Raw genomic sequence first — 24,028 nt, 5'->3', positions numbered from 1 at the left:
CTAGATTCGCCTGCATCGTCACCACGATGTCCAGGAGAGGCCATGCGAACGCCGCAACGGGGATTCACCTTCATCGAGACGGGCGCCACGCTCGCCATCCTGGCGATCGCTGCGACCCTCGCGATCCCTGGCTTCCAGGACCTGCTGCAGCGAAGGCACACGGAAGGCGTGGCCACCGAGCTCGCCACCGACTTGCAGTTCCTGCGCTCCGAAGCGGTCGCCCGCAATCAGACGCTGCGCGCCAGCTTCTCCGCTTTGCCCAGCGGTGGCAGCTGCTACCTGCTGCACACGGGTGCCGTGGCGGCCTGCCGTTGCCAGCCCGACGGGAGTCCGTCCTGCAGCGGCGACGCGCAGCAGATCAAGGCGGTGCCCTTGCCGGCCGGCAGCCGCGTCAGCGTGCAGGCCAACGTGGGCTCCATCGTCTACGACCCGCGGCACGGCACCAGCACGCCGGCCGCGACGATCCGCGTCACGGGTCTGGACGGCCGCGCGGTGCATCACGTGGTGAACATCATGGGCCGAGTGCGCTCGTGTTCCCCCCGTGCCGAGTTCGGCGGTTACCGCGCCTGCTGAGCCATGGCGCCCCGCCCGGGCCTGAACGCCGCACGCGGCCTGAGCCTTGTCGAACTGGTGATCGTGCTGCTGGTCGTCGGCATCCTCGCGGTGATCGCCTATCCCAGCTTCATGGCGCAGTTGCTCAAGACCCGCCGCATCGAGGCCATCGCCGCGCTGGCCCAGGTGCAGCAGGCGCAGGAGCGCTGGCGCGCGAATCACACCGCGTACGCCGACACCCTCGCGACGCTCGGCCTGTCGTCGCCTGCATCCGGCCGCTACCTGATCACGATCGACCACGGCGCGGTCGACGGCTACACGGCCACGGCCCGTGCCGTCGGTGCGCAAGCGGTCGACACGGCCTGCACCAGCCTGAGTCTCACGCTGGGCGGCGGCACCACCCGCCACGCATCGACCGGCTCCGCGCTCGCAAGCGTCTGCTGGAACCGGTGAGCCCGCATGGCCGATACACGGATGTCCCGGCGGAGAAATCTCGCGTCCCAGCGCGGCCTGTCGCTGGTCGAACTGCTCGTCGGCTTCGCGGTCGCGCTCTTCGTCGTCATCGGCAGCATCGCCCTGCTCGTCGACCAGTTGCGCGACAGCCGCCGCCTGTTGCTCGAGGCGCGCGTTCACCAGGATCTGCGGGCCGCGGCTGACCTGATCACGCGCGATCTGCGTCGTGCCGGCTACTGGCAGCGCGCGCCAGCCGGCGGGCCGAATCCCTACGAGGAAGTCGCGACGGCCGGTCCCGAGGCCGCAGCGAGCGTGCGCTACAGCTTTTCTCGCGACGCCCTCGAGAACGACAGCGTCGACGCAGCGGAGTCCACCGGTTTCCGACTCGGCAGCGACACGTTGCAGACGCTGAACGGAGGCAGCTGGCAAGCGATGACCGACCCCGGCACCGTGCGCATCACGCATTTCTCGATCAGCCCGCGGGTCAGCGTCGTCCCGCTCGGCCAGTTCTGCATGCCGGCCTGCGCGGTCGGCATGGCGGGCTGCCCCGTACTGTCGCTGCGCAGCTACGTGATCGAGTTGCGCGGGCGCTCCGCGACCGACGCCGCCGTGCAGCGCGAGATCCGGCAGACCGTGCGCGTTCGCAACGATGCGCTGCCGATCGGGTCCTGTCCCGCCCCGGCCACATGAAGACCAGCCGCACACCCCAGCAAGGCGCCGCCGCGCTGGCCGTCGTGATGATCCTGTTGCTGGCGATGACCATCCTGGCCGCCTTTGCGAACCGCAGCCTGATCTTCGAGCAGCGGAGTTCGGCCAACCAATACCGTTCCACGATCGCTGCCGAGACCGCCGAGGCCGGGCTCGAATGGGCGCAGGCCCTGCTGAACGACGGTCGCCGCGTCGATGCGCACTGCCGCCCGGCCGCGGACCAACCCACCTCGTTCCGTGAACGCTATGTCCCGAAGTCGTCACCCGATGCCGCCATCGCGCCCGTCACCACCGTTCGTCCCGGGTGCAGCCTGGGCGCGACCGGCCTGGTCTGCCATTGCCCGGACGCCGGCGGCTCGGCCGAGTGGACCCGCAACGACCCCAGCTTCACCGTCGAGTTCGCAGTCGTCACCGGCGATCCGGAGGCCCTCCGAATCACCGCCCGCGGCTGCTCGAGCCGCGGCCCGCAGTGCGTGCCGGGCAGCGACGCTGCACGTGCCGATGCCTCGGCGGCGGCGCAGGCCATCTTCAAGCGCCGCCCGACCCTGCGGACAACGCCGGTCGCCGCGCTCACCACCGGGGGCGTCGTGGCCCTCGACGGTTGGCAATTGCTCAACACCGATTACGCCACGCAAGGCCTGCTGATCGATGCGGGTGGCGCCATCACGCTCGGCGACACGCCGCCGCTCCTGAGCACGCTGCCGGGCAGCCCGGTCGAGAACGCGCTGATCGAAGGCGACGACGCCCTGGCGCGGCTTGCATCGGCCGATGCGTCGGGCGCGGCCTTCTTTTCCGCGCTGTTCGGCAGCACGCCTGCGCAGTTCGCGGCGGCTCCTGCGACCCGGCGCATCGCCGGGTGCACGGCCATCTCCTGCGGCGCCGCCCTGCGAACGGCCTACGCAGAAGGCGACACGAGCTTCTTCGTCGATGGCGATCTGCAACTCGACGCCGCCGGCTGGCCCGGCGCTGCGGTCGGCAGCGCGGACCGGCCGCTGCTCCTGGTGGTGGGCGGGGCGCTGCACTTCAATGGCGGCTTCCCCGCCCACGGCCTGATCTACGCAGCCGAAAGCAGCTTCGACCCTGGTGGTGCCATCGATCTGCAAGGGGCGCTCGTGACACGCGGCAACCTCGCAGGCCGCAGCAACGGCCGTGTCACCTACAACGCGCCGGTGCTGCGGCAGCTGCGGTCCGCGGCCGGACCGTGGGTGCGCGTGCCCGGCAGCTGGCGCGACGGTCGGTGCGCCGACGGCGATCCCGCCCAGCCCTGCGACCTGCTGCCCTGAAGCGCCATGCGCACGCTCGGAGCCCGTCATCAGGCCGCCGGCTTCACCCTGGTCGAGGTGCTGATCGCCGTCGTCGTGGTGTCGATCGGTGCGCTCGCCCTCGGCAGCCTGCAGGTCGCACTGTCTCGCCATGCAGACGCCGCCCGCCAGCGCACCGAAGCCACCCAGCTCGCCATCTCCAGGCTGGAGGAGTTGCGCGGCTTCGAGCAGGTGCTCACCGAAGCCGGCAAGCAGGCCTATGCCGATCTCCTCAGCGGCAGTGACCAACCGCTCCTCGACAGCAACACGCGCTTCGAGCGCCAATGGCAGGTGCAGGGCACGGCCGACGATCCCTATCGCCGCGTCGACGTGCAAGTCACCTGGACCGACCGCAGCGGCGACACGAACCAGACCTTCGTCAGGCTGGGCTCGCTGATCGCTCGCGCGGAACCTGCCGACGGCGGCAGCCTGGGCCTGCCCCGGGTCGACGTCGCCGCACTGCTGCGCCCGAAGGGCCGGGCACTCGACATCCCGATCGAGGCCGAACGACTGACCGGCGCGAACCGCGGCCGCAGCGTTCTGCGCTGGCAAGGTGCCAGCGGCGGCGTCCTGGTGTTCGACGACAGCTCCGGCGCGGTGCTCGCGCAGTGCACGACGGCGCCGGACGACCACACCGACATCGCAGCCACCTGTACCCCGCTGCAGGCGCTGCTGCTGCGCGGCGATCTGTCGGGCTCCTGGGCCGCCGCCGTGACCGGCCTTTCATTTACCGCCACGCAGCATCTGCTGGCGGTGCCCGACTGCCATGTGGCCGATGCCGTCAGCCACAACGACGGTCGGCCCATCGCCGGCGTGCGCTCCTATGCCTGCCTGATGCGTCCGGGCGACCACGACACCGATCCGGGCACGCCACGCGCGTGGTCGGGGCAGTCCCGCATCGCGCCCGAGCCCGCCGGCACGCAGGTCGTGTGCCGCTACACCACCGCGCCCTCGACGACGCTCAACGAGGAGCATCCGGCCCTCTACAGCCTTGTGACTCGTTCGCTTCACCACCAGAACTTCCTGCTGCTGGACACCGGGGCCTGCCCGGCCGGGACCGCACCGCACCAGCCGTGAAGCCGAACGCGAGTGACGCCGGGTCTGCGTCACCCGACCGGCCTCGCGTATCGTCGAGGGCGTGAAGCTCACTCCCTCCGAATCCTGGGCGCTCGCGCTGCGCAACGCCAACGAAGCCATCGGCCTGTCCGACCCCAACCCCCGCGTCGGCTGCGTCATCACCGCCCCCGACGGTCGCCTGCTGGCCAGCGGACACACGCAGCGCGCCGGCTCGGCGCACGCCGAGGTGTCGGCACTGCGTGCGGCCCAGGCCGCGGGCCACACGGTGCTCGGCGGGACCGCCTGGGTCACGCTCGAGCCCTGCTCGCACCACGGCCGCACCCCGCCCTGCTGCGACGCGCTGGTCGAGGCCGGCGTGGCCCACGTGATGGTGGCGCTGCAGGACCCGAATCCGCTGGTCGCCGGTCACGGCATCGGCCGGCTGCGGGCGGCCGGCATCGACGTGACGGTGCTGGCGACCGGCGACCCGGTGGCGATCGCCGCACGCGAGCTGAACATCGGCTTCCTCTCCCGCATGCTGCGCCAGCGGCCGTGGGTGCGCCTGAAGATCGCCGCCTCGCTCGACGGACGCACGGCGCTCGACAACGGCCTGAGCCAATGGATCACCGGCGACGCCGCGCGCACCGACGGCCATGCCTACCGCAAGCGGGCCGGGGCGGTGCTCACCGGCATCGGCACCGTGGTCGACGACGACCCGCGGCTCGACGTGCGGCTCGTCGACACCGTGCTGCAGCCGTGCCGGGTTGTCGTCGACTCCAAGCTCGACATCGCGCTCGACGCCCGCATCCTCGCGCCGCCGGGCGAGCGGCTGGTCTACACGGCCAGCGCCCTGGCGCGCCATGCGGCGCCGAAGGTCCGCGAACTGGCCGAACAGGGCGTGTCGGTGCTGGCCTGCGCCAACGCCGACGGCAAGGTCGACCTCGGCGCCATGCTCGACGACCTGGCGCGGCGCGAGATCAACGAGCTGCATGTCGAGGCGGGCAGCAAGCTCAGCGGCTCCTTCGTGCGGGCGGGCCTGGTCGACGAGTTCCTCGTCTACCTGGCGCCGCTGATGCTCGGTGCCGGCCGCGAGATGGCGCGCTTCGGTCCGCTCACCGCACTGACCGAGGGCCTGGCGCTCGAGTTCGTCAGCGTCGAGCGTGTCGGGGCCGATCTGCGCCTGATCGCCCGGCCGCCGGGCCGTGCCGATTTCTGAGCGTCGGCCTGGAGCTGCGCTTGCCCCCGCCGCGGCGGCAGGGCTGCGACGCTGAGACAATCGGGGCCATGTTCACCGGCATCATCAGCGGCCTGGGCCGCCTCAGCAATGTCGCGCCGCTCGGCGCCGACCCGTCCCACGGCAAGCGCCTCACCATCGCCACGCCGCCGGGCTACCTGGCCGACGTGCAGCTGGGCGACAGCATCGCGCTCAACGGCGCCTGCATGACCGTCACGGCCTTCGACGCGGAGGCGGACTGGTTCACGGTCGACATCTCGGCGGAAAGCCTGGACAAGACGGCCGGCCTCGCCGACCCCGGACCGCTCAACCTCGAGAAGGCTCTGCGCGCCAGCGACCGGCTCGGCGGACACCTGGTATCGGGTCACGTCGATGGCGTCGGCACGGTGACGAAATTCGCCCCGGTCGGCGAATCCTGGGAGCTTTGCATCGCCGCACCGCAGGCGCTGGGCCGCTACCTCGCCTACAAGGGCTCGATCACCGTCAACGGCGTCAGCCTCACGGTCAACCGCGTCACCGACCAGGCCGAGACCACCGAACTCGGCATCAACCTGATCCCGCACACGCTGGAGCACACGACGCTCGGCACGCTGAGCGTCGGCACCCGCGTCAACCTCGAGATCGACCTGATCGCGCGCTACGTCGAGCGCATGCTCGGCAGCCGCTGACGCCGCCGCGCGCCGGCAAGTCCCCGCGCCGAGGCGACGCGCTCCCGCCCGCGCCGCTCCGACCCGCCACCTACAATCCTGCCATGGCCCTTTCCCCTGTTCCCGAGCTGATCGCCGAGCTCGCCGCCGGCCGCATGGTCATCCTGGTCGACGAGGAGGATCGCGAGAACGAGGGCGACCTCGTGATGGCCGCCGAGCACGTCACGCCCGAAGCCATCAACTTCATGGCGCGCTACGGCCGCGGCCTGATCTGCCTCACGCTCACTCGCGAGCGCTGCGAACGGCTGCAGTTGCCGCCGATGGCCGCACGCAACGGCACACAGCACGGCACCGCCTTCACCGTCTCGATCGAGGCCGCCACCGGCGTGACCACCGGCATCTCCGCGGCCGACCGCGCCCGCACCGTGCAGGCCGCGGTGGCGCGCGACGCGAAGGCCAGCGACCTGGTTCAGCCCGGCCACATCTTCCCGCTGCAGGCGCAGGACGGCGGCGTGCTGATGCGCGCCGGTCACACCGAGGCCGGCTGCGACCTCACGCTGATGGCCGGCCTGACGCCGGCGTCGGTGATCTGCGAGATCATGAAGGACGACGGCACGATGGCCCGGCTGCCCGACCTGGTGCTGTTCGCCAGGGAACACGGGCTCAAGATCGGCAGCATCGCCGACCTGATCGAGTACCGAAGCCGCAACGAATCGCTCATCACGCGCGTCGCCCAGCGCGTGCTGGTCACGCCACAGGGCCCGTTTGATTGCCAGGCCTTCCGCGACCGCTCGGGCGCCGTGCACCTGGCGCTGAGCGTGGGGCAATGGAGTGCCGAGGACGAGGTGCTGGTGCGCGTGCACGAGCCGTTGTCGGTGCTGGACCTGCTCGACGCCGGCCGCTGCGGCCATTCGTGGCCGCTGCCGCGGGCGCTGGCCGCGCTGCGGGCCGCAGAACGCGGCGTGGCGGTCCTGCTGAACTGCGGCGAGGCGGGCAACGGCCTACTGCAGCAGCTGACCGTCGGCCCCGACGCGCCGCCGACCCCGCGCGGGCAGATGGACCTGCGCACCTATGGCGTCGGCGCGCAGATCCTGCGCGAACTCGGCATCGTCCGCATGAAGCTGCTCGGCAGCCCGCGCCGCATGCCCAGCATGGTGGGCTACGGACTCGAGGTCACCGGCTTCGTCGCCGCCGAATGACACCGCGGCACGCCCTTCCACTTCGAGGTTTCGATGCAAGACGCTGACACCCAGACCACGATCTTCGGCAACACCGTCGCCGAACTCGTCGGCGAGAACCTGCGCATCGGCATCGTGCAGGCGCGCTTCAATGCCGCGCTCACCGACCGCCTGGCCCAGGCCTGCCTGGCCGAGCTGGAGCTGCTGGGCGTGTCGGCCAAGCACATCGAGCACGTGTCGGTCCCCGGCGCGCTCGAGATCCCGATCGCACTGCAGGCGATGGCGCGGCGCAAGGACTTCGATGCGCTGATCGCGCTCGGCTGCATCATCCGCGGCGAGACCTACCACTTCGAGCTCGTCAGCAACGAGAGCGGCGCCGGCGTGACGCGCATTTCGCTCGATCATGCGATCCCGATCGCCAACGCCATCCTCACCGTCGAGAACGAGGACCAGGCCTGGGCCCGCGTCGACGACAAGGGCCGCGATGCCGCGCGCGTCGCCGTCGAGATGGTCAATCTGATGGAAGAGCTTTCGTGACCCCTCAAGACACCGACGGCAGCGTGCCGTCGCCCGCTCCGGCGTCGACCGCCGCCCGCCCCGGCGGCCGCAAGCCGGCGCAGAAGTCCTCGCGCCGGCGTTCGCGCGAGTTCGCGCTGCAGGGCCTGTACCAATGGCTGGTGTCGGGCAGCGACGCCAGCGTGATCGAGGCCCACATGCGCGAACTCGACGGTTTCAAGCAGGCCGACGCGGCGCACTTCGACGCCCTGCTGCACGGCTGCGTGGCCGAGGCCGCCGCCCTCGACGCGGTGCTGGCTCGCCACGTGGACCGCAAGACCACCGAGCTGTCGCCGATCGAGCACGGCGTGCTGATGATCGGTGCCTACGAGCTCAGGCACTGCATCGACATCCCCTACCGCGTCGCGATCAACGAGGCGGTGGAACTCGCCAAGAGCTTCGGCGGCACCGACGGCCACAAGTACGTCAACGGCGTGCTCGACAAGGCCGCTGCCGACCTGCGCCCGCTCGAAGTGCAGGCGCGGCGCGCGGCCCCGCCGCGCGACTGAGCCGCGGCGCCCGCCGCCGGCCCCTGCCCTCTCGTTCCGCTGCCGACACGGATGAAGCTCGCCCGGCGCCTCGACCGCATCGAACCGTTCTACGTGATGGAGTGCGCCAAGGCAGCGGCGCGCATCGCGGCCAGCCCGGCCTGCGACCCGGCACACGGCGGCGAGCCGATGATCTACCTGAACATCGGCGAACCCGACTTCACCGCGCCGGCGCCGGTGCTCCAGGCGGCGCAGCACTGCCTCGCCGAGGGCCGCACACAGTACACCCAGGCCACCGGGCTGCCTGCGCTGCGCGAGGCGCTGTCGCGCTGGTATGCGCAGCGCTTCACGCTCGACATCGACCCGCAGCGCATCGTCATCACTGCCGGTGCCTCGGCCGCGCTGCAGCTCGCCTGCCTGGCGCTGTTCGAGGCCGGCGACGAGGTGCTGATGCCGGACCCGAGCTACCCCTGCAACCGCCACTTCGTCGCGGCGGCCGATGCCACGCCGGTGCTGCTGCCCTGCGGCCCGGCGCAGCGCTACCAGCTCGACGCCGCCGGCGTCGAACAGGCCTGGAACGAGTGCACCCGCGGCGTGCTGCTGGCGTCGCCGTCCAACCCCACCGGCACCTCGATCGCCGCCGACGAGATGCAACGCATCGCGCAGGCGGTGCGCGCTCGCGGCGGCGTCACGCTGGTGGACGAGATCTACCTCGGCCTGAGCTACGACGCCGCCTACGGCCGCTCCGCGCTCGCCCACGGCGACGACGTGGTGTCGATCAACAGCTTCTCCAAGTACTTCAGCATGACCGGCTGGCGGCTCGGCTGGCTGGTGCTGCCGCCCGCGCTGGTGGCGCCGGTCGAGAAACTGGCGCAGAACCTGTTCATCTGCCCGTCCAGCGTCGCGCAGCACGCGGCGCTGGCCTGCTTCGAGCCCGCATCGATCGCCGAGTACGAACGCCGCCGCGCCGCCTTCCGGGCCCGGCGCGACTACATCGTGCCCGCGCTCGCGTCGCTCGGCCTGCCGGTGCCGGTGCTGCCCGACGGCGCCTTCTATGCCTGGGCCGACTGCTCGGCCCACGCCGGCAGCAGCTGGGACCTGGCGTTCTCGCTCATGGAGTCGGCTCATGTCGCGCTGACGCCGGGGCGCGATTTCGGCCGGCACGGCACCGAACACCACCTGCGACTGTCCTTCGCCAGCGGCTTGCCGCAGCTCGAACAGGCCGTCAAGCGCCTGCGGCGCGTGCTGGCATGAGGGGCGCAGCGTGAGTTGCGTCACACCCTCGGCCCGGCACGTGACACGCGGTTACCACGCCGCCCTGTGCCCCGTGCCTGCCTTGGTTGAGGGGCTCCATGGCATCGTCTAAGCTCCGCGTCGTGGAAAGCGCTTCAACTCTCACGCCGCCCCCCGGCACGCTGCAGGAGGCGATCGACAACGCCGAGATCGAAGACACCGTGCTGATGGCGGAGCTGCCGTCCGAGGACGGCGCGAACCGAGGGCCGCTGCCCACCATCGGCCAGATCGGCCGCTACGCACTGAAATACCGCATCGGCGACGGGGGCCTCGGCACCGTGTATGCCGCCGACGACCCGCTGCTGTCGCGTCGCGTCGCGATCAAGACGCTGAACCTGATGCCGGCCGGCGCGCGCACCCCGCTCGAGACCGACGCGCGCGAGCCCTTCAACGCGATCTTCCTGCACGAAGCGCGCGCCGCCGCCCACCTGAGCCACCCGCACATCGTGACGGTGTTCGACGCAGGCCTGAGCCCGCAGGGCGCCTATATCGCGATGGAGCTGCTGAAGGGCAAGGACCTGCGCGCGCTGCTGAGTGACGGCTGGCGGCCGACGGTGGGCCAGGCGGTGCTGATCATCCGCCGCGTCGCCGACGCACTGGCCTATGCGCACAGCAAGGGCATCGTCCACCGCGACATCAAGCCGGCCAACATCTTCATGGTCGGCCGCACCCAGCCCAAGGTGCTGGACTTCGGCATCGCCAGCGTCGCGCACGCGCGCGACAGCGGCGGCGCGGTCGGCGGCTCACCGCACTACATGGCCCCGGAGCAGGTGCGCAACGAGCCGACCGACCGGCGCACCGACGTGTTCTCTCTCGGCGTGGTGCTCTACGAGTTGCTGACCGGGCACCGCGCCTTCGAGGGCGACTCGCTGGCTGCCATCACCGGCGCGGTGTGCAGCTTCACGCCGCCCTCGGCCGACGAGGTGAGCACCACCGTGCCGCCGGCGCTGGCCTCGATCGCCGCGCGGGCCATGGCCAAGCGCCCGGAGGACCGTCCGCGCTCGGCCCGGACGTTGTCGCGAGATCTGCACGAATGGCTGCAGGCCCACCCCGAGGCGCTGCAATCCGGTGAGGATGACGCGCCGACGGCCGAGCGCCGCTGGCCCCAGTGGGCCTTCGGCAGCCTGGCCCTGGTCGGCGCGGGCCTGATCGGCTTCGGGATCTGGCACGGCCTCGCATCGGCGCCGACCGGCCAGAGCCTGACCGAACCGACGCCCGCCGCGCCGCCGGTCCAGGTGGCCATGGCGCCGGCCGAGCGCACGGCGCCGGTCACCCCACCACCCGCATCGACGGCCGCCGCGGCCAACCCGCCCGCGACGACCATCGCCCCACCGGCCGCCGCCACGGCCGCCGCCGGGAGCGGCGTGCTGCAGCTCGCCATCAGCCCGTGGGCGGAGGTCGAGGTCGACGGCAAGGTGCAGGGGCTCACCCCGCCGCTCAACCAGCTCAGCCTCCCCGCCGGCCGCCACACCGTGACCCTGCGCAACAGCGGCTATGCGGCCCACGCCATCGCCGTCGACATCGAGGCGAACGAGAGCGTCCTCGTCAAGCACCGTTTCGGACCCTGATGATCCCTGCTGCCCCCACACGCCGGCTGCTGGCCGCCACCACCGTGCTGGCGCTGCTGACCGGCTGCGCCCAGCTGTCGCCGCCGCCCCCTCCGCCCGCACCGGCGCCGGTGCAGGCGCCGATCCAGCCGCCTCCGCCCGCGCCGCCTCCGCCCCCCCCTCCTCCCGCGCCACCGCCGCCGGTGAGCGTGGTCGAACTCAGCGCACGGCCGGCCGAGCAAGCGCTGCTCGCGGGCCTCCGCGCCTACGACGATGGCCAGTACAAGCTCGCCGAGCAGCGCCTCGGCGGCGCGCTGAAGGCCGGTCTCGCAGCCCCCAAGGACCGCGCGGCCGCCCACAAGACCCTCGCCTTCATCTATTGCACCAGCCAGCGCACCAAGGCCTGCGAGAACGCGTTCCGCGCTGCACGCAGCGCCGACCCGGCCTTCACCCTCAGCAAGGCCGAGGCCGGCCACCCGCTCTGGGGACCGGTCTACCGTCGCACGCTGGCCGCACCCTGAGTGCCTGACCGATCTTGCCGATCTCCTCACTGCCCCTCGCGTTCCGCTTCCCGGTTCGCGTGTACTGGGAAGACACCGACGCCGGCGGTGTGGTGTTCTACGCCAACTACCTGAAGTTCTTCGAACGCGCCCGCACGGAGTGGCTGCGCGGCTTCGGCTTCGAGCAGGAGATACTGCGCACCCGCGAGGGCGTCATGTTCATCGTCAGCGAGACCGCGGTGCGCTACCTGCGCCCGGCCCGCCTCGACGACCTGCTGCAGGTGAGCGTGACGATCCGCGAGGCCCGGCAGGCCAGCCTGCAGCTCGCGCAACAATGCTGGCGCAGCGATCCCGACGGCGAGACGCTGCTGGCCGAAGGCACGATCCGCATCGGCTGTGTGGACAGCGGAACCTTCCGCCCGCGTCGCATTCCGATCTCTCTCCTCGAAGCCCTGGCATGAACTCACAAGACCTCTCGATCTTCCAGCTGGTGCTGCACGCGAGCCTCGTCGTGCAGCTGGTCATCGTCGCGCTGCTGGCGATGTCGCTCGCGAGCTGGACCGTGATCTTCGGCAAGCTGTTCGGGCTCAAGCGCGTGCGCGCGCTCAACGAAGGCTTCGAGCGCGACTTCTGGTCGGGTCAGAACCTGCAGGACCTGTACGCCGACGCCGCCAAGAAGGCCGACCGCTCCGGCCCCATGACGCGCATCTTCGCCTCCGGCATGCGCGAGTTCATGAAGCTGCGCGAGCGCCGCGTGGCCGATCCGGGCGCGCTGCTCGACGGCTCGCGCCGCGCGATGCGCGCGAGCTTCCAGCGCGAACTCGACACCGTGGAATCGCACCTGAGCTTCCTCGCCTCGGTGGGCTCGGTGTCGCCGTACGTCGGCCTGTTCGGCACCGTGTGGGGGATCATGCATGCCTTCACCGGCCTGGCGAACCTGCAGCAGGTGACGCTGGCCACGGTCGCGCCCGGCATCGCCGAGGCGCTGGTGGCCACCGCGATCGGCCTGTTCGCGGCCATCCCGGCGGTGCTGGCCTACAACCGCTTCGCGCGCGACATCGACCGCATCGCGATCCAGATGGAGACCTTCATCGAGGAGTTCTCCAACATCCTCCAGCGCAACATCGGCCAAGGGCACTGATGGACGACCCCCGTTGCGGCCACGCCGCGCCCCCTCGAGGGGGCGCCGCTGGCGGACCGGCGGAGCCGGATCCGCGGCGGCCACTCGCCGGTGCGGTGACGCCGGCACGGGCACCGCGTCCTGCCGGAGAGCATTGAACCATGGCACAAGTCACTGCACGGCACGGCTCGCGCCGCCGCACCATCAACGAGATCAACATGGTGCCCTTCATCGACGTGATGCTGGTGCTGCTGATCATCTTCATGGTGAGCGCGCCGCTCATCACCACCGGCGTGGTCGACCTGCCCTCGGTCGGCCAGGCCAAGCGCCAGCCCGACAAGGTGATCGAGGTCGTGGTCGGCACCGACGAGAGCCTGAAGCTGCGTGTCGACGGCAAGGATGCGGCACGCACCTCGCTGCGCGAACTGGCCGGCCGCGTGACGGCGCTGCAGAACGGCAGCGCCAACACGCCGGTGATCATCGCCGCCGACCGCAACGTCAAGTACGAGCAGGTCGTGAAGGTGATGGACACGCTGCAGAAGGCCGGCGTGCAGCGCGTGGGCCTGGCGGTCAAGGCCACCGGGGCCTGACGCCGCGATGAACGCGACCACGCTCGACGACCTGCGCCCGCGCAAGCCCGGCGGGCTGCCGCGCGCGGCGGTGCTGGCGCTGATCGCGCACGGGCTGCTGGTGCTGGCGCTGAGCCTGAGCGTCAACTGGCGCACGTCCGAGCCGGCCGGCGTCGAGGCCGAGCTGTGGGCGGCCGTGCCGCAGATCGCTGCGCCCCGCGCCGTGCCGCCCGAACCGACACCCACGCCGACCCCGCCGCCCAAGCCGGAGCCGCAGGCCAAGACCGAGCCTCCCCCGCCGCCGCCGAACCGCGATGCCGACATCGCGCGCGAGAAGCGCGAGCAGAAGGAGAAGCTCGAGAAGCAGCGGCTCGAGGAACAGCGCAAGGAAGACGCGCTGCGCAAGAAGAAGGAACGCGAGCAGGAAGAGAAGGCGCAGGCCGAAGCCGACAAGCGCGAGGCCGAGAAGAAGAAAAAGGCCGAGGCCGAACGCCAGGCCAAACAGGAAGCGATCCGCCGGCAGCAGCTCGACCGCGTGATGGCCGAGGCCGCCGGTACCGGTGCGCCGGGCAGCACCGGCACCGCGGCGCAGAGCGCCGGGCCGTCGGCCAGCTATGCCGGACGCATCAAGGCGCGCATCAAGCCCAACGTCGTGTTCGGCGACGAGGTCGACGGCAACCCGCTCGCCTCGGTGGAGGTGAAGGTGGCCCCCGACGGCACGATCGTCGGCCGCCGGCTCGTCAAGTCCAGCGGCGTCCCGGCCTGGGACGAGGCCGTGCTGCGCGCCATCGACAAGACCGAGGTGCTACCGCGCGACACCGACGGCCGCGTGCCGTCGGCCATGCTGCTGGATTTCCGGCCGCGCGATTTCTAGCGGCGCGGCGAGCCGCCCACGCGCGGCCACCACCACGCATCGAGCGACCACTTGCCGGGGCCCCACAGGGCCAGCGCCGCCAGCAGGCTGCCCCAGAACACATGCTGCTGCAGCGCTGCCGGCGCGATCTCCTCGAGGCTGAGAACCGCCACCACGTTCATCACCGACAACCCGAGCGCGCCGAAACGGCCGAACAGCCCGAGCACCAGCAGCACCGGCAGCACCAGCTCGCCCCCGGTGCCCATGACCGCGGCCAGATGCGGCGGCAGCAGCGGCACCTTGTACTCGTCCTGGAACAGCGCGAGCGTGGTGTCCCAGTCGGCGATCTTGGTCAGCCCGGAGCGAAAGAACGCCGCGCCGACATAGACGCGTGCGGCCAGTTGGGCCGCCGGCTGCAGCGCCTCCAGCACGCGGGTGCCAGTGCGGCACAGCGCCAACGGGGTTTCAAGCCAGGTCTGGGTCATGGTGCTTCTCCTCGATATCGGCGACGAGCTCGGCCTTCCACAGCCAGCCTCGTTGCAGGGCCTGGAGCAGCCAGGCGTTGAAATCGAACTCCGGGCCGGCCCGCTGCAGCGCCTCGGCCAGCGTGCGGCGCGCTTGCAGGGCCTGCATCCAGGCGAACACTGGGGCATCGACCGGCGTCACCTCGGCCCGCCAACCGGTGCGAGCGACCACCACCGACTCGGCGTTGCCCGCCGCGAGCGCCTCGCGCACGGCGGCCACGGCGGCATCACCGTCGTGCCGATGGGCGGCATGCAGCGCAGCCACCGGCCAGCGGCTCGCAAGCAACTGCACCGCCGGCGCCAGGCGGAGCCGCAGGGTGTCGGGCGCGTGCTCGGCCAGCCAGCCGAGCGTGTCGCGATCGAGCACGGCGTCAGCCGCGCCTTCGCAACGCACGATCGCGGCGTCGAGGCGCGCGCAGTCGCCCAGGTAGGGCCATTCGGCGAGGTCCGCCTGCGCCTCGACGAAGGTCGGCAGATCCTGCCCCCATTGCGCGAGATCGCCACGCCGTGGCGGCGCATCGCGCCACAGTGCGCGGGCCAGCCGACCGAAGTCCTCCGCGCCCACCAGGGCCAGCAAGGTCGGATAGGCCGCGGCCAGCGCGCGTTCGGCGGTGGCCGCCGCATGGGCCCGGTAGGCCTCGAGCCCGAGCTGCAGCCGCGCGCCGTGCTCCGCGAGGCGCACCGATGGCACCGGCGCGGCGCCGCGCAGCGCCGCCAGCAAGGCGCTCTGGCGTACGGCCTCGGTTTGCCGTTCTGCGGAGCACGTCATGCCGCGCTCCGCAGGCCGGCGACCTCGTGCTGGCAGCGTGCCGCCTGGGCGGCTTCATCCAGCAGCACGTCGAGCGCAGGCACGTCGGTGTCCCATTCGATCAGCGTGGGCAGTGCGCCCAGGCGCGCCACGGCATGCCGGTACACGGCCCACACCGGTTCGTGCACGCGGCTGCCGTGGTCGTCGACCACCAGCGCGCCGGCGTCGCAGTAGCCGGCCAGGTGGATCTCGCCGACCACGTCGGCCGGCAGCGCGTCGACGAAGGCGCAGGCCGAGGCCACCGGATCACCGGCCGCCGGATCGGCGCGCTGCGCGTTCAGTGCGTTGACGACCAGGTTGTTGACGTCGAGCAGCAGCTGGCAGCCGGTGCGGCGGGCCAGTGCCGCCAGGAACGCGGGCTCGGACATCTGGTCGGCATCGTCGAAGGAGAGATAGGCCGACAGGTTCTCGACCAGCAGCGGACGACGCAGGCGCTCCTGCACCTGCTGCACGTTCGTGCACAGGATGTCGAGCGAGGCCGGAGTGAAGGCGATCGGCAGCAGGTCCGCAGCATGCAGCACGGTCGCCGCATCGCCCGGCACCGATGCCCGTGCGAAGCAGGCATGGTCCGACACCCGTACCGGCGCGATGCGATCGACCAGCCTGGCCAGCCGTTCCAGATGCCAGGCATCGACGCCAGCCGCGGAACCGAGCGCGAGCCCGACGCCGTGCAGGCTCACCGCATGGCGATCGCGCACGTCCGCCAGCACCGCCAGCGCAGCCCCGCCCTCGGCGAAGAAATTCTCCGCATGGACCTCGACGAAGCCGAGCGCCGGGCGGCGCTCGGCCCACTCCCGGTAGTGCGGCTGGCGCAGACCGATACCGACACCGGCCGGGGTCGAATGCGCGTCCATGGTGAGCGACGGAGAGGATCGCTGCGTCCGGTGCCGCGCGTCCTGTGTCCGTTACTTCTTCTCGGCCAGCTTGGCCTTGGCTTCGGCGGCGCTCAGGCCGCCGGCGGCCTTGCAGGTGCCCTTGGCGACGTACTTCCATTCGCCGGCGTCGCCCGCTGTCGCCTGGCCCGCACACGAGTGGGTTCCCGACAGGTTGGCGCAATCGTTCTGCCCGGCCTTGGCGATGCCGTAGCACTTCTCCTTGCCCGAGTCCTGGGCGGCGGCCGGGCCGACCAGGCCCAGCGCGAGGAGGGAAGCGAGGGCGGACGATGCGATCAGATGCTGGTTCATGCAGGGCTCCTGGAGGGTGGTTGAATGGGCCGCCGCGGAGGCGACGTGCATGTGTCGCGAAGACCGGAAGATTCTTACACTGCCCCCTGCCTCCGCTCGTTGAAACGGCCCTTCATGACCGACGTGTCCGCCTTGCTCGAAACCTTGCGCCCGCAGTTGCTGCGCTATGCGCAACTTCAGTTGCGCAACCCGGCCTGGGCCGAGGACGCGGTGTCGGAGACGATGCTGGCTGCACTCGAGAAGCCGGAGGCCTTCGCCGGCCGCGCCGCGCCCAAGACCTGGCTGATCGGCATCCTGAAGCACAAGCTGGTCGACCAAGTGCGTCGGCATGCGCGTGAGTGCTCGATGACGAGCGACGAGGACGACGGCGCCGCGCTGGAAGACCAGCTGTTCGACGAAACGGGCCACTTCCGCGACGCCCCGATCGAATGGGGCGACCCGCAGGCGATCGTGGCCCAGGATCAGTTCATCAAGGTGCTCGACGCCTGCATCGAGAAACTGCCCAACCAGCTCGGCCGCGTGTTCCTGATGCGCGAGTGGATGGAACTCGAAACTGACGAGATCTGTAAGGAACTGTCGGTCACGCCGACGAACCTCTGGGTCATGCTGCACCGGGCCCGGCTGAGGCTGCGGGAATGCCTGCAGCTCAACTGGTTCGGCGAGCCCGCCCTCGCTCTGTCTTCTGTCCCGCCCGCCCCGAAGCGCCGATGAAGCTGCCCTTCCTCATTTCATGCCGTCAGTCCGCGCGCCTGCTGTCCGGCCGCCTCGATCGCCGCCTCTCGCCGGCCGAGCGGGTGACGCTGCGCATGCACCTCGCGATCTGCAAGGTCTGCCCGGTGTTCGACCGCCAGCTCCGGCTGATGAGCCGTGCCATGGGGACGTGGAGCGCGTACTCCGAACAGGAGCGTGAGCGCTGAAGCGCCTCAGGCGCCGATCATGTGGCGCACGGCATCGCGCAGGCCGCGCTTGAGGGCCTGGCGATCGATGTCGGGCTGGCGCAGCGTGCGGAGCATCAGCCCCTCGAACAAGGCCAGCAGCAGCTCGGCGCGCGCCACCAGGTCGGCCTCGTCGACCGGCCCGCGCGCTGCGGCCCGCACCAGCTCGATGAGCCGCCGGCGCACCGTGGCGTCGGCCCGCCGCACCATGTCGGCGATCTTCGGGTTGCGCGAGGCCTCGGCCACGATCTCGATCTGCAGCGACGCGTGGTCGGCGTCGAGCCGGCGGTCGGTGCCCTCGTCGACGCGCTCGACCATCTCGTGCCGCAGGTCGGCCTCGCCCTGCATCTGCGCGGTCAGCGTGAGGAACTCGTCGATGTCGCGCGCGACGATCGCCTCGATGATCGCTTCCTTGCTGTCGAAGTAGTTGTAGATGTGGCCGGCGCTCATACCGAAGGTCTTCGCGATCTCGGCCATGCTCGCCGCATGGAAGCCGCGGCGGCGGAACACCTCGACCGCGGCATCCAGGATCTGGCGGCGGCGCACCTCGGCGTGCGCCACCTCCTCACCGTCGATCAGGCTGCACCGTGCCATCGCCGCTCTCCGCTCCGCCGGCCTCAGCCCGTGACCGCGTCGGCGCGCTGCCATCCGCCGCCGAGCACCTTGTACAGCGTCACGAGGTTGGCACTGCGCGAGAGCCGCAGCGTGATCAGCGACTGCTGCGCCGCATACAGCGAGCGCTGCGCGTCGAGCACCGCCAGGTAGCTGTCCACGCCGCTGCGGTAGCGCGCCTGCGAGAGGCGGTAGGTCTCGCCGGTCGCGTCGACCAGCGCCTGCTGGGCGGCCAGCTGCGCGTCGAAGGTGCCGCGCGCTGCCAGCGCGTCGGCCACCTCGCGGAACGCCGACTGGATGGCCAGTTCGTACTGCGCCAAGGCGATGTCGCGCTGCGTCTTCGACACTTCGAGGTTGGCGCGGTTGCGGCCGGCGTCGAAGATCGGCAGGCTCACCTGCGGCACGAAGCTCCAGGTGCGCGCGCTGCCCTGGAACAGGTCGGACAGCGAGCTGCTCGCCACGCCGGCCGAAGCCGTGAGCGCAATGCGCGGGAAGAAGGCCGCGCGTGCTGCACCGATGGTCGCGTTGGCCGCCTGCAGCTGGCGCTCGGCCTGCAGCACGTCGGGGCGGCGCTGCAGCACCTCGGACGGCAGGCCCGACGGCAGCTCGGCCAGCCGATCGATCCAGCGCAGGTCCTCGGGCTGCACGCTGCCGGGCCGCAGCTCGGCCGGCAGTGGCCCACCGACCAGCAGCGCCAGCGCATTGAGGTCCTGCGCCAGCGCGCGGGTGTAGCGTGCCACGTCGGCGCGCGCCACCTCCACGCTGGTCTGGGCCTGCCGCAGGTCGAGCGCCGACGCGACACCCAGCTCGTGGCTGCGCTGCGCCAGCTTGTACGAGGACTCCTGGCTCTCCAGCGTGTCGCGCGCCAACCGCAGCAATTCGCCGTCGGCGGTCGCCGTGAGGTAGACGTTGGCCACCTCGGCCACCAGGCTGATCTGGGTGCTGCGGCGCGCCTCCTCGGTGGCGAAGAACTGCTGCAGCGCCTGCTCGTTGAGATTGCGCACGCGCCCGAACAGGTCGAGCTCATAGGTCGAGAAGCCGATGCCGGCGCTGTAGGTGTGGCTCGTGACGGCACGGCCCGCCTGGCTCAGGTCGGCCGGCGTGCGCTGGTGCACCGCCTCGCCGCTGGCCGCGACGGTGGGAAACAGGTCGGCGCGCTGGATCTGGTACTGCGCGCGCGCCTGCTCGATGTTCAGCGCCGCGACACGCAGGTTGCGGTTGTTGCTCAGCGCCAGCTCGATCGTGCACTGCAGCGGCGCGTCGACGAACACCTCGCGCCAGGCCAGCTCGGAGGCGGCCACGCCACCGCCGGTGCCGGGTTCACCGTAGGCCTCGCCCTGCGGCCACGCGGGGGCCACGGGGGCCGCGGGGCGCTCGTAGGTCGGCGCCAGGTTCATGCAGCCCGCCAGGGCCGCGGTGGCCAGCAGCGTCAGGCGGCCGCGGCAGTGGTTCATCTTGGCGGTCCTCATGTCACCGTCCCTCCGCGACAGCCGGCGCACCCTGCGGCGCCGGGTCGACCTTGCGTGGCCTGAACAGGCGCCGTACCACCACGAAGAACAGCGGCACGAAGAAGATGCCCAGGAAGGTGGCCGCGATCATGCCGCCCAGCACGCCGGTGCCGATCGCGTTCTGGCTGCCCGAGCCGGCGCCGGTGGCCAGCGCCAGCGGCAGCACGCCGAAGGCGAAGGCCAGCGAGGTCATCAGGATCGGCCGCAGGCGCAGGCGCACCGCCTCGAGCGTCGCCTCGATCAGGCCCTTGCCGTGCTCCATCTGCTCTTTCGCGAACTCCACGATCAGGATCGCGTTCTTCGCCGACAGGCCGATGGTCGTCAGCAGGCCGACCTGGAAGTACACGTCGTTCGACAGCCCGCGCGAACTCGCCGCGATCAGCGCGCCGAGCACGCCAAGCGGCACGACCAGCATCACCGAGAACGGGATCGACCAGCTCTCGTACAGCGCCGCGAGACACAGGAACACCACCAGCAGCGACAGCGCATAGAGCAGCGGCGCCTGCGAACCCGACAGCCGCTCCTCGTAGGACAGGCCGGTCCAGTCGAGGCCGATGCCGGCCGGCAGCTGCGCCACCAGCCGCTCCATCTCCTCCATCGCCTCGCCGGTGCTCCGGCCCGGCGCGGGTTGGCCCTGGATGTTCAGCGCCGGCAGGCCGTTGAAGCGCTCGAGCCGCGGCGAACCGTAGCTCCACTTGGCCGAGGCGAACGCCGAGAACGGCACCATGTCGCCCTGCGCGTTGCGCACGTACCACTTGTCCAGGTCCTCGGGCAGCATGCGGTGCGGCGCATCGGCCTGCAGGTAGACGCGCTTGACGCGGCCCTTGTCGATGAAGTCGTTGATGTAGGAGCTGCCCCAGGCGGCCGACAGCGTGGCGTTCACGTCCGACATCGCCAGGCCCAGCGCACCGGCCTTGGCCGAGTCGATCTGCACGCTGAACTGCGGCGTGTCGTCCTGACCGTTCGGGCGGACGGCCACCAGCACCGGGCTCTTGGCGGCCAGCCCCAGCAGCTGGTTGCGGGCCGCCATCAGCGCGTCGTGGCCGAGCGCGCCGCGGTCCTGCAGGTACATGTCGAAGCCGTTGGCGGTGCCCAGTTCCAGCACCGCCGGCGGTGCGAAGGCGAAGCCCATCGCGTCGCGGAACTGCGAAAAGGCCTTCATCGCCCGCGCCGCCACCGCCTTCACGGTGCGCTCGGCGCCGGGGCGCTCGCTCCAGTCCTTCATGCGGATGAAGCCGAGTCCGACGTTCTGGCCGTTGCCGCCGAAGCTGAAGCCGGCCACGGTGAACAGGCCCTGCACCGACTCCTTCTCGGTCTCGAGGAAGTGATGCTCGACCTGGCGCAGCACCTTCAGCGTGCGCTCCTGCGTGGCGCCGGCCGGCAGCTGGATCTGGGTGAACAGGATGCCCTGGTCCTCGTCGGGCAGGAAGGCGGTGGGCAGGCGCGTGAACAGCCACGCCACCGCCAGCAGCAGCACCCCGTAGATCAGCAGGTAGCGCAGGCTGCGGCCGAGCATGCGCCCGACGATGCCCTGGTAGCCCTTGCTGCTGCGGTCGAACAGGCGGTTGAACGCACCGAAGAAACCGGTCGTCTTGCCGTGGTCGCCCTGGGGGATCGGCTTGAGCAGCGTTGCGCACAGCGCCGGCGTGAGCACCAGCGCCACCAGCACCGAGAGCACCATCGATGCGACGATGGTGATCGAGAACTGGCGATAGATCACACCGGTCGAACCGCCGAAGAAGGCCATCGGCAGGAACACCGCCGACAGCACCATCGCGATGCCCACCAGCGCACCGGTGATCTGGCCCATCGATTTCTTGGTCGCCTCCTTCGGCGACAGGCCCTCTTCGCTCATGACCCGCTCGACGTTCTCGACCACGACGATCGCGTCGTCGACCAGCAGGCCGATCGCGAGCACCAGGCCGAACATCGTCAGCACGTTGATCGAGAAGCCGGCCACCGCCATCACGCCGAAGGTGCCGAGCAGCACCACCGGCACCGCGATCGTCGGGATCAGCGTGGCGCGGAAGTTCTGCAGGAACAGGTACATCACCAGGAACACCAGCACGATGGCCTCGGCCAGCGTCTTCACCACTTCCTCGATCGACAGCTTGATGAACGGCGTGGTGTCGTAGGCGACGATGGCGTCGAAGCCGGCGGGGAAGTAGGGCTTGAGCGCATCGATCCTGGCCTTCACCGCGTCGGCGGTGGCCAGCGCGTTGGCCCCGGCCGCGAGACGGATCGCCAGGCCCGCGGCGGGCTTGCCGTTGTAGAAGGACAGGCTGGTGTAGTTCTCGCCACCGAGCTCGACGCGTGCCACGTCCCGCAGGCGCACGGTCGCGCCGCCGGCGGCGGTGCGCAGGATGATCTGCTCGAACTGCTCCGCGGTCTGCAGCCGGCTCTGCGCGGTGATGGTCGCGTTGATCTGCTGGCCCGGGGCCGCGGGCAGGCCGCCCAGCTGGCCGGCCGAGACCTGGGCGTTCTGGGCCCGCACCGCCGTCGCCACGTCGGCCGGCGTGAGCTTGTAGTTCAGCAGCTTGGCCGGGTCGAGCCAGATCCGCATCGCGTACTGCGCGCCGAACAGCGTGACCTCGCCGACGCCGGTCACGCGGCTCACCGTGTCCTGCACGTTGGCAGCCACGAAGTCGGCCAGGTCGGTGCGGGTCATGCTTGGGTCGTCGGAGACGAAGCCGACCACCATGATGAAGTTGCGCACCGACTTCGTGACCGTCAGGCCCTGCTGCTGCACTTCCTGCGGCAGTTGCGCGGTGGCGAGCTGCAGCTTGTTCTGCACCTGCACCTGGGCGATGTCGGGGTTGGTGCCGGCCTGGAAGGTCAGCGTGATCTGCGCGGTGCCGGCGGCGTCGCTGTTCGACGCGATGTAGCGCAAGCCGTCGAGGCCGGTCATGCGCTGCTCGATCACCTGGGTGACGGTGTCCTCCAGCGTCTTGGCCGAGGCGCCCGGGTAGGTCGCCGTGACGGTGATCTGCGGCGGCGCGATGCTCGGGTACTGGTTGATCGGCAGGCTCAGGATCGAGAGTCCGCCGGCCAGCATGATGACCAGCGCGATCACCCACGCGAAGATCGGCCGTTCGATGAAAAAGCGAGCCATGGTGTGGTCCCCTGTCGCCGCGCTCAGGTGCCGCTGGCCGCCGCAGGGGCCGGCGTCGCAGCGGAGGCCGCGGCGCCGGGCGCCGAAGCCGCGACGGCCGGCGCCGAGGCGCCAGCGCCCGGCACCCGCTCCACCGCCTTCACCTGCGCGCCGGGGCGGGCCTTCTGCAGCCCCTCGAACACCACCTGGTCACCGGCCTTCAGGCCCGCATCGACCAGCCATTCGTTGCCGACCGAGCGCGGCACCTGCACCGCGCGCTGCTCAACCTTGCCGTCGGCCCCGACCACCATCGCGATCGCGTTGCCGCGGTTGTCGCGCGCCACGGCCTGCTGCGGCACCAGGATCGCGTTCTCGCGCACGCCTTCCTCCAGCACCGCCCGCACGTACAGCCCCGGCAGCAGCAGTTGCTTGGGATTGGGAAAGGTCGCGCGCAGCGTCACCGAGTTGGTCTGCTCATCGACCGTCACATCGGAGAACTGCAGCTTGCCGCTCACCGGATACAGCGTGCCGTCGTCCAGCTTGAGTTTCACCGAGGCCTGGTTGGCCGCGTCGGTCTTCAGGCGTCCGGCGGCCAGTTCGCGGCGCAGTCTCAGCAGCTCGGCGCTGGACTGCGTCACGTCGACGTAGATCGAGTCGAGCTGCTGCACCGTCGCCAGCGCCTGCGCCTGGTTGGCGGTCACCAGCGCGCCCGGTGTCACGCTGGACTTGCCGATGCGGCCGGAGATCGGCGCGGTGATGCGCGTGTAGGCGAGGTTGATGCGGGCGGTCTCGAGGGCCGCCTTGGCAGCGGCGACATCGGCCTCGGCCTGCAGGGCGGCCGCAATGGCTTCGTCGGCCGCCTGCTTGCTGACCGCGTCGATCTGCACCAGCTCCTTGTAGCGGTCGGACTTGGCTTGCGCCGCCACCACGTTGGCCTGGGCCCGGGCGAGCGTGGCCTGGGCGCTGCCGAAGGCTGCGCGAAAGGGCGCGGGATCGATCTGGTACAGCGTCTGGCCCTTGCGGACATCGCTGCCTTCGCGGAAGTCACGGGTCAGCACGATGCCGCCGACCTGCGGCCGGACCTCGGCCACCAGCAGCGCGGAGACACGGCCGGGCAACTCGTTCTGCAGCGACACGGTGCGCGGCTTGACGGTCAGCACGCCCACTTCGGCCGGCGGCGGGGCAGCCGGCGCGTTGGCCGCGCCGCCGCGGCTGCAGGCCACCAGGAGGGCCGCCAGGGACAGGACGGCCATCTGCGCCCCGTGGCGCATCGAAACTCGCGGGAAAACCATCTGGCACCTCGTCGGGTCGG

Annotated in this window: 27 protein-coding genes; 19 read left to right on the top strand and 8 right to left on the bottom strand. The window is 71.1% G+C overall.

Annotated elements, in window-relative coordinates:
• Positions 1–42 precede the first annotated feature (42 nt).
• The 17 genes from C1M51_RS14135 (at position 43) to tolA (ending at position 14,075) form a co-directional block, all read left to right on the top strand.
• Complete coding sequence (locus C1M51_RS14135) at positions 43–573, top strand: GspH/FimT family protein (RefSeq protein WP_129450703.1); 531 nt, start codon at positions 43–45, stop codon at positions 571–573.
• A gap of 3 nt (positions 574–576) precedes the next feature.
• Positions 577–1,005, top strand: a complete 429-nt coding sequence (locus tag C1M51_RS14130) for a type IV pilin protein (protein WP_129450701.1) — start codon at positions 577–579, stop codon at positions 1,003–1,005.
• A 6-nt stretch (positions 1,006–1,011) separates the two neighbouring features.
• Positions 1,012–1,695 carry a PilW family protein gene (locus C1M51_RS14125; protein WP_129450699.1) on the top strand — a complete coding sequence of 228 codons (684 nt, stop codon included), beginning with the start codon at positions 1,012–1,014 and terminating at the stop codon, positions 1,693–1,695.
• Positions 1,692–2,996, top strand: a complete 1,305-nt coding sequence (locus tag C1M51_RS14120; protein WP_129450697.1) for a PilX N-terminal domain-containing pilus assembly protein — start codon at positions 1,692–1,694, stop codon at positions 2,994–2,996. The genes C1M51_RS14125 and C1M51_RS14120 overlap by 4 nt, the downstream gene beginning before the upstream one ends.
• 6 nt (positions 2,997–3,002) lie before the next feature.
• A complete protein-coding gene (locus C1M51_RS14115) occupies positions 3,003–4,091 on the top strand; it encodes a prepilin-type N-terminal cleavage/methylation domain-containing protein (RefSeq protein ID WP_129450695.1) in 1,089 nt (362 codons plus the stop codon).
• 61 nt (positions 4,092–4,152) lie between these two features.
• Complete coding sequence (ribD, locus tag C1M51_RS14110; RefSeq protein WP_129450693.1) at positions 4,153–5,286, top strand: bifunctional diaminohydroxyphosphoribosylaminopyrimidine deaminase/5-amino-6-(5-phosphoribosylamino)uracil reductase RibD; 1,134 nt, start codon at positions 4,153–4,155, stop codon at positions 5,284–5,286.
• Positions 5,287–5,354: 68 nt separating this feature from the next.
• Positions 5,355–5,972 carry a riboflavin synthase gene (locus C1M51_RS14105; RefSeq protein WP_129450691.1) on the top strand — a complete coding sequence of 206 codons (618 nt, stop codon included), beginning with the start codon at positions 5,355–5,357 and terminating at the stop codon, positions 5,970–5,972.
• Between the two features lie 83 nt (positions 5,973–6,055).
• The gene (gene ribBA, locus C1M51_RS14100) at positions 6,056–7,150 is read left to right on the top strand and encodes a bifunctional 3,4-dihydroxy-2-butanone-4-phosphate synthase/GTP cyclohydrolase II (protein ID WP_129450690.1); all 1,095 of its coding nucleotides are present in this window, start codon (positions 6,056–6,058) and stop codon (positions 7,148–7,150) included.
• 33 nt (positions 7,151–7,183) lie between these two features.
• A complete protein-coding gene (ribH, locus tag C1M51_RS14095) occupies positions 7,184–7,666 on the top strand; it encodes a 6,7-dimethyl-8-ribityllumazine synthase (RefSeq protein WP_207207755.1) in 483 nt (160 codons plus the stop codon).
• Entirely contained in the window at positions 7,663–8,193 is a 531-nt protein-coding gene (gene nusB, locus C1M51_RS14090; protein ID WP_409072610.1) for a transcription antitermination factor NusB, read from the top strand. The genes ribH and nusB overlap by 4 nt, the downstream gene beginning before the upstream one ends.
• Positions 8,194–8,244: 51 nt before the next feature.
• Positions 8,245–9,426, top strand: a complete 1,182-nt coding sequence (locus tag C1M51_RS14085) for a pyridoxal phosphate-dependent aminotransferase (protein ID WP_129450688.1) — start codon at positions 8,245–8,247, stop codon at positions 9,424–9,426.
• Between the two features lie 98 nt (positions 9,427–9,524).
• A complete protein-coding gene (locus tag C1M51_RS14080; RefSeq protein WP_242499778.1) occupies positions 9,525–11,033 on the top strand; it encodes a serine/threonine-protein kinase in 1,509 nt (502 codons plus the stop codon).
• Positions 11,033–11,533, top strand: a complete 501-nt coding sequence (locus C1M51_RS14075; protein ID WP_129450687.1) for a TssQ family T6SS-associated lipoprotein — start codon at positions 11,033–11,035, stop codon at positions 11,531–11,533. Before C1M51_RS14080 ends, C1M51_RS14075 begins: the two co-directional genes overlap by 1 nt.
• A 14-nt stretch (positions 11,534–11,547) precedes the next feature.
• Entirely contained in the window at positions 11,548–11,973 is a 426-nt protein-coding gene (gene ybgC / locus C1M51_RS14070) for a tol-pal system-associated acyl-CoA thioesterase (RefSeq protein WP_129450685.1), read from the top strand.
• Positions 11,970–12,653 carry a protein TolQ gene (gene tolQ, locus C1M51_RS14065; RefSeq protein WP_011830536.1) on the top strand — a complete coding sequence of 228 codons (684 nt, stop codon included), beginning with the start codon at positions 11,970–11,972 and terminating at the stop codon, positions 12,651–12,653. Before ybgC ends, tolQ begins: the two co-directional genes overlap by 4 nt.
• A 140-nt stretch (positions 12,654–12,793) precedes the next feature.
• Positions 12,794–13,222: a protein TolR gene (gene tolR / locus C1M51_RS14060; protein ID WP_056317498.1), complete on the top strand. Its 429-nt coding sequence runs from the start codon at positions 12,794–12,796 to the stop codon at positions 13,220–13,222.
• A gap of 7 nt (positions 13,223–13,229) precedes the next feature.
• The gene (gene tolA, locus C1M51_RS14055) at positions 13,230–14,075 is read left to right on the top strand and encodes a cell envelope integrity protein TolA (RefSeq protein WP_129450683.1); all 846 of its coding nucleotides are present in this window, start codon (positions 13,230–13,232) and stop codon (positions 14,073–14,075) included.
• Here tolA and C1M51_RS14050 read toward each other — a convergent pair.
• The 4 genes from C1M51_RS14050 to C1M51_RS14035 are packed head-to-tail and all read right to left on the bottom strand — an operon-like array spanning position 14,072 to position 16,570.
• Positions 14,072–14,539, bottom strand: coding sequence for a DoxX family protein (locus C1M51_RS14050; protein ID WP_129450681.1), 468 nt, complete (start codon positions 14,537–14,539; stop codon positions 14,072–14,074). The two genes, tolA and C1M51_RS14050, sit on opposite strands and share 4 nt — an antisense overlap.
• A complete protein-coding gene (locus tag C1M51_RS14045; RefSeq protein ID WP_129450679.1) occupies positions 14,520–15,347 on the bottom strand; it encodes a putative DNA-binding domain-containing protein in 828 nt (275 codons plus the stop codon). Before C1M51_RS14045 ends, C1M51_RS14050 begins: the two co-directional genes overlap by 20 nt.
• Positions 15,344–16,240, bottom strand: a complete 897-nt coding sequence (locus C1M51_RS14040; protein WP_129450677.1) for a DUF692 domain-containing protein — start codon at positions 16,238–16,240, stop codon at positions 15,344–15,346. Before C1M51_RS14040 ends, C1M51_RS14045 begins: the two co-directional genes overlap by 4 nt.
• A gap of 51 nt (positions 16,241–16,291) precedes the next feature.
• Positions 16,292–16,570 carry a DUF2282 domain-containing protein gene (locus tag C1M51_RS14035; protein ID WP_129450675.1) on the bottom strand — a complete coding sequence of 93 codons (279 nt, stop codon included), beginning with the start codon at positions 16,568–16,570 and terminating at the stop codon, positions 16,292–16,294.
• Between the two features lie 114 nt (positions 16,571–16,684).
• Between C1M51_RS14035 and C1M51_RS14030 the strand changes: the two genes are divergently transcribed.
• Complete coding sequence (locus C1M51_RS14030; RefSeq protein ID WP_129450673.1) at positions 16,685–17,281, top strand: sigma-70 family RNA polymerase sigma factor; 597 nt, start codon at positions 16,685–16,687, stop codon at positions 17,279–17,281.
• Positions 17,278–17,487 (top strand): zf-HC2 domain-containing protein, encoded by a 210-nt coding sequence (locus C1M51_RS14025; RefSeq protein WP_129450671.1) that lies wholly within the window; start codon positions 17,278–17,280, stop codon positions 17,485–17,487. The genes C1M51_RS14030 and C1M51_RS14025 overlap by 4 nt, the downstream gene beginning before the upstream one ends.
• 6 nt (positions 17,488–17,493) lie before the next feature.
• Here the strand turns inward: C1M51_RS14025 and C1M51_RS14020 are convergent, their stop codons facing one another.
• From C1M51_RS14020 to C1M51_RS14005, 4 genes are read right to left on the bottom strand one after another with little or no spacing between them, the layout of a single operon-like run.
• Positions 17,494–18,099: a TetR/AcrR family transcriptional regulator gene (locus tag C1M51_RS14020; protein WP_051512032.1), complete on the bottom strand. Its 606-nt coding sequence runs from the start codon at positions 18,097–18,099 to the stop codon at positions 17,494–17,496.
• A gap of 23 nt (positions 18,100–18,122) precedes the next feature.
• Positions 18,123–19,586: an AdeC/AdeK/OprM family multidrug efflux complex outer membrane factor gene (adeC, locus tag C1M51_RS14015; RefSeq protein WP_129450669.1), complete on the bottom strand. Its 1,464-nt coding sequence runs from the start codon at positions 19,584–19,586 to the stop codon at positions 18,123–18,125.
• 1 nt (position 19,587) lies between these two features.
• On the bottom strand, positions 19,588–22,737 hold the full coding sequence (locus tag C1M51_RS14010; RefSeq protein ID WP_129450667.1) for an efflux RND transporter permease subunit: 3,150 nt from the start codon (positions 22,735–22,737) through the stop codon (positions 19,588–19,590).
• Positions 22,738–22,760: 23 nt separating this feature from the next.
• A complete protein-coding gene (locus tag C1M51_RS14005; protein ID WP_242499763.1) occupies positions 22,761–23,969 on the bottom strand; it encodes an efflux RND transporter periplasmic adaptor subunit in 1,209 nt (402 codons plus the stop codon).
• Between the last annotated feature and the right edge of the window lie 59 nt (positions 23,970–24,028).

It is taken from the genome of Methylibium sp. Pch-M (assembly GCF_004136295.1).
GTDB classification, from domain to species: domain Bacteria; phylum Pseudomonadota; class Gammaproteobacteria; order Burkholderiales; family Burkholderiaceae_C; genus Methylibium; species Methylibium petroleiphilum.
Note: the sequence above shows the minus strand (reverse complement) of the source record. Positions and strands in the feature narration are given on the sequence as shown.

Bases quoted from the DNA above. Each gene is read 5' to 3' on its own strand.
- C1M51_RS14025 (WP_129450671.1), top strand. From the start codon at position 17,278: ATGAAGCTGCCCTTCCTCATTTCATGCCGTCAGTCCGCGCGCCTGCTG.
- C1M51_RS14130 (WP_129450701.1), top strand. From the start codon at position 577: ATGGCGCCCCGCCCGGGCCTGAACGCCGCACGCGGCCTGAGCCTTGTC.
- C1M51_RS14020 (WP_051512032.1), bottom strand. From the start codon at position 18,099: ATGGCACGGTGCAGCCTGATCGACGGTGAGGAGGTGGCGCACGCCGAG.
- C1M51_RS14120 (WP_129450697.1), top strand. From the start codon at position 1,692: ATGAAGACCAGCCGCACACCCCAGCAAGGCGCCGCCGCGCTGGCCGTC.
- C1M51_RS14080 (WP_242499778.1), top strand. From the start codon at position 9,525: ATGGCATCGTCTAAGCTCCGCGTCGTGGAAAGCGCTTCAACTCTCACG.
- C1M51_RS14125 (WP_129450699.1), top strand. From the start codon at position 1,012: ATGGCCGATACACGGATGTCCCGGCGGAGAAATCTCGCGTCCCAGCGC.
- ribBA (WP_129450690.1), top strand. From the start codon at position 6,056: ATGGCCCTTTCCCCTGTTCCCGAGCTGATCGCCGAGCTCGCCGCCGGC.
- C1M51_RS14085 (WP_129450688.1), top strand. From the start codon at position 8,245: ATGAAGCTCGCCCGGCGCCTCGACCGCATCGAACCGTTCTACGTGATG.
- tolA (WP_129450683.1), top strand. From the start codon at position 13,230: ATGAACGCGACCACGCTCGACGACCTGCGCCCGCGCAAGCCCGGCGGG.
- C1M51_RS14105 (WP_129450691.1), top strand. From the start codon at position 5,355: ATGTTCACCGGCATCATCAGCGGCCTGGGCCGCCTCAGCAATGTCGCG.
- adeC (WP_129450669.1), bottom strand. From the start codon at position 19,586: ATGAGGACCGCCAAGATGAACCACTGCCGCGGCCGCCTGACGCTGCTG.
- C1M51_RS14035 (WP_129450675.1), bottom strand. From the start codon at position 16,570: ATGAACCAGCATCTGATCGCATCGTCCGCCCTCGCTTCCCTCCTCGCG.
- ribH (WP_207207755.1), top strand. From the start codon at position 7,184: ATGCAAGACGCTGACACCCAGACCACGATCTTCGGCAACACCGTCGCC.
- tolQ (WP_011830536.1), top strand. From the start codon at position 11,970: ATGAACTCACAAGACCTCTCGATCTTCCAGCTGGTGCTGCACGCGAGC.
- C1M51_RS14115 (WP_129450695.1), top strand. From the start codon at position 3,003: ATGCGCACGCTCGGAGCCCGTCATCAGGCCGCCGGCTTCACCCTGGTC.
- C1M51_RS14030 (WP_129450673.1), top strand. From the start codon at position 16,685: ATGACCGACGTGTCCGCCTTGCTCGAAACCTTGCGCCCGCAGTTGCTG.
- C1M51_RS14045 (WP_129450679.1), bottom strand. From the start codon at position 15,347: ATGACGTGCTCCGCAGAACGGCAAACCGAGGCCGTACGCCAGAGCGCC.
- C1M51_RS14040 (WP_129450677.1), bottom strand. From the start codon at position 16,240: ATGGACGCGCATTCGACCCCGGCCGGTGTCGGTATCGGTCTGCGCCAG.
- C1M51_RS14135 (WP_129450703.1), top strand. From the start codon at position 43: ATGCGAACGCCGCAACGGGGATTCACCTTCATCGAGACGGGCGCCACG.
- C1M51_RS14005 (WP_242499763.1), bottom strand. From the start codon at position 23,969: ATGGCCGTCCTGTCCCTGGCGGCCCTCCTGGTGGCCTGCAGCCGCGGC.
- tolR (WP_056317498.1), top strand. From the start codon at position 12,794: ATGGCACAAGTCACTGCACGGCACGGCTCGCGCCGCCGCACCATCAAC.
- C1M51_RS14075 (WP_129450687.1), top strand. From the start codon at position 11,033: ATGATCCCTGCTGCCCCCACACGCCGGCTGCTGGCCGCCACCACCGTG.
- C1M51_RS14050 (WP_129450681.1), bottom strand. From the start codon at position 14,539: ATGACCCAGACCTGGCTTGAAACCCCGTTGGCGCTGTGCCGCACTGGC.
- C1M51_RS14010 (WP_129450667.1), bottom strand. From the start codon at position 22,737: ATGGCTCGCTTTTTCATCGAACGGCCGATCTTCGCGTGGGTGATCGCG.